Genomic DNA, 6,461 nt, shown 5'->3' on the forward strand with positions numbered 1-6,461 from the left:
GCGCGCAGCGCCTGCAGCACGTTCGCGTCGACCGTCGGGGCGAGGGATGCCGGGAAGATGTCCTGCGAGTGGCGGTCGCGATGCTTATCGAGCTCGCGATACACGTCCGGGGTGGAAAGGCCGAAATCCGCCATCGCGAACACCCACTGGAACGTGCCCTTGGCCAGCGCCGGGCTCAGCTGGTCGCCGCGACCGGTACCGATGGCGGTGCCACCGGTGAACGCAAACGGCACATCGGCGCCGAGCTCGCTTGCAAGGTCGAGCATCTCTTCCCGCGGGAGGCCGGTACCCCAGAGGGTGTCGCAGGCGAGGAGGGTGGCCGCGGCATCCGCCGACCCGCCGCCCATGCCGCCGGTGACCGGCACGTGTTTATCGATCTCGAGTCGCACACCACCCCGGAATGCCGTGCGGCGAGCGAGCAGCCGCGCCGCCTTGATAGCGATGTTCGAGCCATCGGTCGGAACCCGAGACAGGTCGACTGTGCCGGTCAGCGAGACCGAGAAGTCGTCGGCCGGGTAGGCGCGCACATCATCGTAGAGTGACACCGCCTGGTAGGCGATGGCGACGTCATGGTAGCCGTCGTCGAGCAACGAGCCGACCTTCAGGAAGACATTGACCTTACCCGGCGCCCTCGTGTGCACCACGCTGGATTCGGGCCCCGATGTCATAACACCAACCTATGCCCAGTTGCCGTGCCCTCAGGCCGATACGATTCGGGATGCCCGAGCAGCAGCGCCACGTTGCGGCGGTTCAGCGGGCTCGAGCAATCGCGAGGAAGTCGGAGACCGTGAGTTGCTCTCCGCGAGCGGTGGGCGCTACACCCGCCGCCTCGAGGGTGGCTGACGCGTCGGCCGAGCCGCCCAGCACACTCGAGAGCGCCTGGCGGAGCATTTTGCGCCGCTGCTGGAACGCGGCATCCACCAGCTCAAACGTGGCGAGCCGCTCGGCCTCGGAGCCCGGCTGCTGATGCCGCTCGAAGCGCACCAGGATCGAGTCGACGTTCGGCACCGGCCAGAACACCTGCCGGCTCACCTGGCCCGCGGTCGCGAAGTCTCCGTACCACGCCGCCTTGACGCTCGGGCTGCCGTACACCTTCGAACCAGGGCCGGCCGCGACGCGCTGCCCCACCTCGGCCTGCACCATCACGAGCCCGCGCGTCAGGCTCGGAAAGTGCTCCAGGAAATGCAGCAGCACCGGCACCGACACGTTGTACGGGAGGTTGGCGACGAAGACGGTAGGAGCATCCGGAAGCTCGGTGATACGCAGAGCATCGTCGGCGATCACCGTCAGCGCCGCCTCAGGCTGGTACTTCGTCACGGTGACCGGCAACTGCGCGGCCAATCGCCTATCGATCTCGACGGCGACTACCGACGCACCGGTCTCGAGCAGACCCAGCGTCAGCGAACCGAGGCCAGGCCCAACCTCGACGACGGTCTCACCGGCGCGCACTCCGGCCGACTTGACGATGCGCCTGACCGTATTGGCGTCGATGACGAAATTCTGGCCGAGCTTCTTGGTCGGCTGCAGGTCGAGCTGGTTCGCGAGCTCTCGAATCTCGGCGGGCCCGAGCAGCGTGCCACTCACGCCAGGTCCGCGAACGGCCCTGCGGGGGCGGTGACCGGCTCGGCGTCCCATCGGCCGTAGACCTCTTCGGTGGTCGAGGTGATCTGTGCGGCGAGCATCGACACCTCCGTTTCGAGGTGGGCGGCCATCGCGCGCAGGGTGTGCGGAATCAGGTAGGGGGCGTTGGGGCGACCTCGCAGCGGGTGAGGCGTGAGGTACGGGGCATCGGTTTCGATCAGGATGCGACTGCGCGGGATCACGCTGAGGGCCTCGCGAAGCCCCTCAGCATTCTTGAACGTGACGGTGCCGGCGAACGACAGGTACCAGCCGTTGTCGGCGCAGAGCCTGGCCATGTCCGCGTCTCCCGAGAAGCAGTGGAACACGGTCCGTTCGGGGGCACCGACACGCCTGAGCGTCTCGATCACCTCGGCGTGGGCATCCCGATCATGGATCTGCAGCGCCAGGTTGTGCCGTTTCGCGATCTCGATGTGTGCCTCGAACGAGCGCAACTGCGCGTCGCGCCCGTCTTCGCCGGTGCGAAAGAAGTCGAGCCCGGTCTCACCGATCGCGCGCACCCTGGGGCGCGCGGCGAGCTCGTCGATCTCAGCAAGGGCAGCATCGAGGTCTGGGCCCACGCCCGCCGGTTCTGACGGGGCGCGAAGCGACCTGGCGGCCGAGCGGGTGGGGAAGTCATACCGCGGCGCCTCGTTCGGGTGCAGCGCGACCGCCGCGAGTACCCGCGGCTCGCGGCTGGCGACATCCGCCGACCAGCGCGAGGTTTCCAGGTCGGTGCCGACCTGGACCACTCCGCGCACGCCGACGCTGGATGCCCGGTCGAGGTGCTCGTGATAGTCGAGTTGCCCGCCGGGCGCCCCATCGGCGATCTCGAGATGGGTGTGGTTGTCGTAGACACCCACCACCAGCGCTTCCGGCAGCGGCGGGTATTCGAGGTCCCGTGAGCCCTCGGTGTTGCGGTGCCGAAGGTGCGGGTCAGTCACGCCGCGCCTTCTACTTCGGTTGCCTCGATGCGCGGAAACAGTGGGCTCGCGAGGGGTGTCACGCTCGCGCCGCCGGTCCATTCCCACGCCCGGTCGATGCGCTGCTGATGCACTTCACCTTCGCCGCCGAGCGCGGCCCACAGGATGGTCGTGGCCTTCGGCAGCACCGGCGACAGCAGCACGGTCAGGGTTCCGAGGCCGTGCACGACGGTGGCGAGCACCTGCGCGAGCCGGTCGCGGTTCGCGGGATCCTTCGCGAGCGTCCACGGCTCCTGCTCGGTGATGTAGCCGTTGAGCGCGTCCACCAGTTGCCAGATGCTGGCGAGAGACACGTGGATGGCGAAGCGGTCGATCGCGGCATCCGCGTTGACGGTGACACGCTCGGCCAGTTCGGTGATGGATGCGTCGGCTGCGGCATCCGGAATCTGGCCGTTGAAATATTTGGTCACCATCGCGATCGTGCGCGAGGCGAGGTTACCGAAACCGTTAGCGAGCTCGGACTGGTAGCGGGCGCTGAGGTCTTCCCAGCTGAACGAGCCGTCCTGGCCGAAGGCGATGGCCGACAGGAAGTAGTAGCGGAACGCATCGGATCCGAAGGTGTCGGTGATCTGGGTAGGCGCGATGCCGGTCAGCTTCGACTTGGACATCTTCTCGCCGCCGACCAGCAGCCAGCCGTGACCGAACACCGCTCGCGGCACCTCGAGCCCCGCCGCCATCAGCATCGCGGGCCAGATCACCGCGTGGAAGCGCGCGATGTCTTTGCCGACGATGTGCACGGCAGGCCAGCGCCGGGCGAACAGTGCGTCGTCGACCCCGTAGCCCGCCGCAGTGACGTAATTCAGCAGCGCGTCGAACCAGACGTAGACGACGTGACTGTCGTCCCAGGGCACCTTGATTCCCCAGTCGAAACTGGAGCGTGAGATCGACAGGTCGGCGAGGCCCTGCTTCACGAATTGGATGATCTCATTGCGCACACTCGCGGGTTGCACAAAGTCGGGGCGGCCCGCATACAGGTCGAGCAACGGCTTCTCGAACGCGCTCATCCTGAAGAAGTAGTTTTTCTCCTTCAGCACCTCGACCGGTCGACTGTGAATCTTGCACACCAGCTGGCCCGCGTAGTCGCCGTCGGCCGTTTCCATCAGGTCGTCGAGCTGCTTGTACTCTTCGCAGCCAACGCAGTAGAAGCCCTCATACTCACCCGAGTAGATGTGGCCATCATCGTAGAGTTTTTGCAGGAAGGTGGTGACGGCCGTCTCGTGGCGTTCGTCTGTGGTGCGGATGAAGTCGTCGTTGGCAATGTCGATCGTCTGCAGCAGCGGCTTCCACGCGTTCTCGACGAGGTTGTCGGCCCAGGCCTGCGGTGTGGTGTCGTTAGCGACGGCGGTGCGCAAGATCTTCTGCCCGTGCTCATCGGTGCCGGTCAGCAGCCAGGTGTCGTCACCACGCTGCCGGTGCCAGCGGGCGAGCACGTCGGCGGCCACCTCCGTGTACGCATGCCCGATGTGGGGAACATCGTTGACGTAGAAGATGGGCGTCGTGATGTAAAAGGAGTCGCCGGCGGCCATGGGGTTAATCGTACCGGGCGGGGTGCGGGTGTTACTTCTGCGCGCAGGCCCGCGCGACGGCATCCGCGCACGTCTGTCGCATCCGCGCACGTCTGTCGCATCCGCGCACGTCTGTCGCATCCGCGCACGTCTGTCGCATCCGCGCACGTCTGTCGCATCCGCGCACGTCTGTCGCATCCGCGCACGGGCGCGCACCCGCAGGCGCGACAACCGTGCGCGGATTCCGCTCCTCCACAAGGGTGATGGATGCCGTGGAGCGCGCAGATCGCCTCGATAGCTGCCGATACACCCGTTCGCGCGCCATGGTGGCGGGATGAGCATCGCCGACCCCCCACTCACATTGACCCGCGACGTTGAGCGGGCCGGCGGCGACCGTCGGCAGTTGGCGCGGCAGGCCGCTCGCGGTGACCTTCGTCGCGTGCGGCCAGGAGCGTACGCAGCGGCCTCCGCTTGGTCGAGTCTGACGCCGGATGGGCGATACAGACTGCACGTTCGCGCAGCATCCGAATCGCAGTCGACCCGGCCGATCTTCTCCCATTACTCGGCCGCCGTGATCTGGGGGCTTCCCATTCTTGGCTCGTGGCCGAACACCGTGCATCGACTCACCGAGCGCGCCTCCGGAGGCCGGTCGCATGGCGATGTCGTGGCGCATCCCACGCGGCTTGATCGCGTCGAATTCGTGGAAGTAGAGGGGATGCTCGTCACCTCCCTCGCTCGCACAGTCGTCGATCTCGCTTCAGTCAGCAGTCTTACATCCGGAGTGGTCAGCGCCGATTCCGCCCTGTCGCGCAGGCGAAAGGGGCGCATTCGGTCGGCCGACATCGAGTTGGCGTGGGAAGCAGCGATGCCGATCAAAGCCCATCGACGTGCCGCGTCCGTCGTCGCTTTCTCGACCGATAAGGCGGATACGCCCGCCGAGTCGGTCAGCAGGGTGAACATGCATATCGCGGGATTCGTGACCCCTCGATTGCAATGGTCATGGTTCGACTATCGGGGCAGGATCGGTGAGTCCGATTTCGACTGGCAAGAGATCGACCACATCGGCGAGGTAGACGGCAAGATGAAATACCTGAAGGACGAGTACCTCAGGGGCCGTGAGCCCGGCGAGATCGTGTATCTGGAGAAGATCCGTGAAGACCGACTTCGTGCGCTGCCTAAAAAGGTGACGCGCTGGGGATGGGACATTGCCGTGAACCCGCAGCGGCTCCGCGCTCATCTGCTCAACGAGGGCGTCCCGCTGAGGCGACGCTAGACCGTCGCGCATGGCCGTCCCCGACCTGTGCGCACGGCCGCCCCCACCGCCGCGCATGCCCATCCCGACGTCCGCGGATGCCCATCCCGACATCCGCGGATGCCCATCCCCGACATCCGCGCACGGATGTCGCATGCGCGCACCGGCGCCCGCGCGCAGATGGGACAAAGATGCGCGGATGCCGGCGGAACGGGGCCGCGGCTACCGTGCGGCGAGCGCGCCTTCGTACAGGTCGCGGCGCGAGAGGCCGGTGGCCTCCGCAACCTCGGTCGCGGCCTCCTTCAGGCGCGAACCCTCGGAGACGAGCTGCAGAACCTGCGCAATACCCGTCGGCAGAGTGGATGTCGCGGGCTTCGCCCCCTCGACAACCAGGCAGATCTCCCCGCGAGCACCACCCTTGAAGCGTTCCGCCAGTTCGGCGGCGCTGCCGCGCGCCACCTCCTCATGGAGTTTCGTGAGCTCACGGCACACCACCACCCTGCGCTCGGAGCCGAGCGCCTCCGCGAGGTCGGCCAGTGCGGCGGGCAGCCGGTTCGGGCTCTCGAAGAACACCATGGTGCGCTGCTCGCGGGCGAGAGCCGCGAAGTAGGCGACGCGGGATTTGCGCGGCAAGAAGCCCTCGAAGGTGAAACGGTCGGTGGGTAATCCCGAGACTGCCAGGGCAGTCAGTACGGCGCTCGGCCCGGGCAGCGCCGTGACCGTGACCCCTGCCGCGGCCGCAGCCGCCACGAGGGGGAACCCCGGGTCGCTGATGGCCGGCATTCCCGCGTCGCTGAGGACGAGGACATCCACCGTCCTGGCCAGTTCGACGATCTCGGCCGCCTTCTCGGTCTCATTATGCTCGTGCAGCGCGATCAGCCGCGGGCGGTTCTCGATGCCGAGCGCCCGCATCAGGTGGATCGTGGTGCGGGTGTCTTCGCTGGCGATCACCTCGGCGTTAGTGAGGGCCTCGATCAGCCGCCGGGATGCATCGCCGAGGTTTCCGATCGGCGTTGCGGCGAGGATGATCACCCGCCCATTCTCGCAGCCGGGTGCCGCGCCGACGTCACCCTCGCTTCTCGCCTCCGTGCTCCTGCTCCTGCT

At 67.0% G+C, this 6,461-nt stretch carries 6 protein-coding genes; 1 reads left to right on the forward strand and 5 read right to left on the reverse strand.

Going from position 1 to position 6,461, the window contains the following annotated elements; translation table 11 throughout:
• The 4 genes from ispE to metG all read right to left on the reverse strand — a co-directional run.
• On the reverse strand, positions 1 to 668 hold a 668-nt coding region (gene ispE, locus RMN95_RS10200; RefSeq protein WP_309616813.1), incomplete at its 3' end, for a 4-(cytidine 5'-diphospho)-2-C-methyl-D-erythritol kinase.
• Positions 669 to 750: 82 nt separating this feature from the next.
• Positions 751 to 1,584, reverse strand: a complete 834-nt coding sequence (gene rsmA, locus RMN95_RS10205) for a 16S rRNA (adenine(1518)-N(6)/adenine(1519)-N(6))-dimethyltransferase RsmA (RefSeq protein WP_309616814.1) — start codon at positions 1,582 to 1,584, stop codon at positions 751 to 753.
• Positions 1,581 to 2,561, reverse strand: a complete 981-nt coding sequence (locus RMN95_RS10210) for a TatD family hydrolase (RefSeq protein WP_309616815.1) — start codon at positions 2,559 to 2,561, stop codon at positions 1,581 to 1,583. Before RMN95_RS10210 ends, rsmA begins: the two co-directional genes overlap by 4 nt.
• Positions 2,558 to 4,126 (reverse strand): methionine--tRNA ligase, encoded by a 1,569-nt coding sequence (gene metG, locus RMN95_RS10215; protein WP_309616816.1) that lies wholly within the window; start codon positions 4,124 to 4,126, stop codon positions 2,558 to 2,560. Before metG ends, RMN95_RS10210 begins: the two co-directional genes overlap by 4 nt.
• A gap of 313 nt (positions 4,127 to 4,439) precedes the next feature.
• On the opposite strand from metG, the gene RMN95_RS10220 reads away from it, so the two are divergent.
• Positions 4,440 to 5,378 (forward strand): hypothetical protein, encoded by a 939-nt coding sequence (locus tag RMN95_RS10220; RefSeq protein ID WP_309616817.1) that lies wholly within the window; start codon positions 4,440 to 4,442, stop codon positions 5,376 to 5,378.
• A gap of 201 nt (positions 5,379 to 5,579) precedes the next feature.
• Here RMN95_RS10220 and rsmI read toward each other — a convergent pair whose 3' ends face one another.
• A complete protein-coding gene (gene rsmI / locus RMN95_RS10225; RefSeq protein WP_309616818.1) occupies positions 5,580 to 6,389 on the reverse strand; it encodes a 16S rRNA (cytidine(1402)-2'-O)-methyltransferase in 810 nt (269 codons plus the stop codon).
• Positions 6,390 to 6,461: the final 72 nt, after the last annotated feature.

Source organism: Salinibacterium sp. (genome assembly GCF_031364185.1).
Lineage (GTDB): Bacteria > Actinomycetota > Actinomycetes > Actinomycetales > Microbacteriaceae > Rhodoglobus.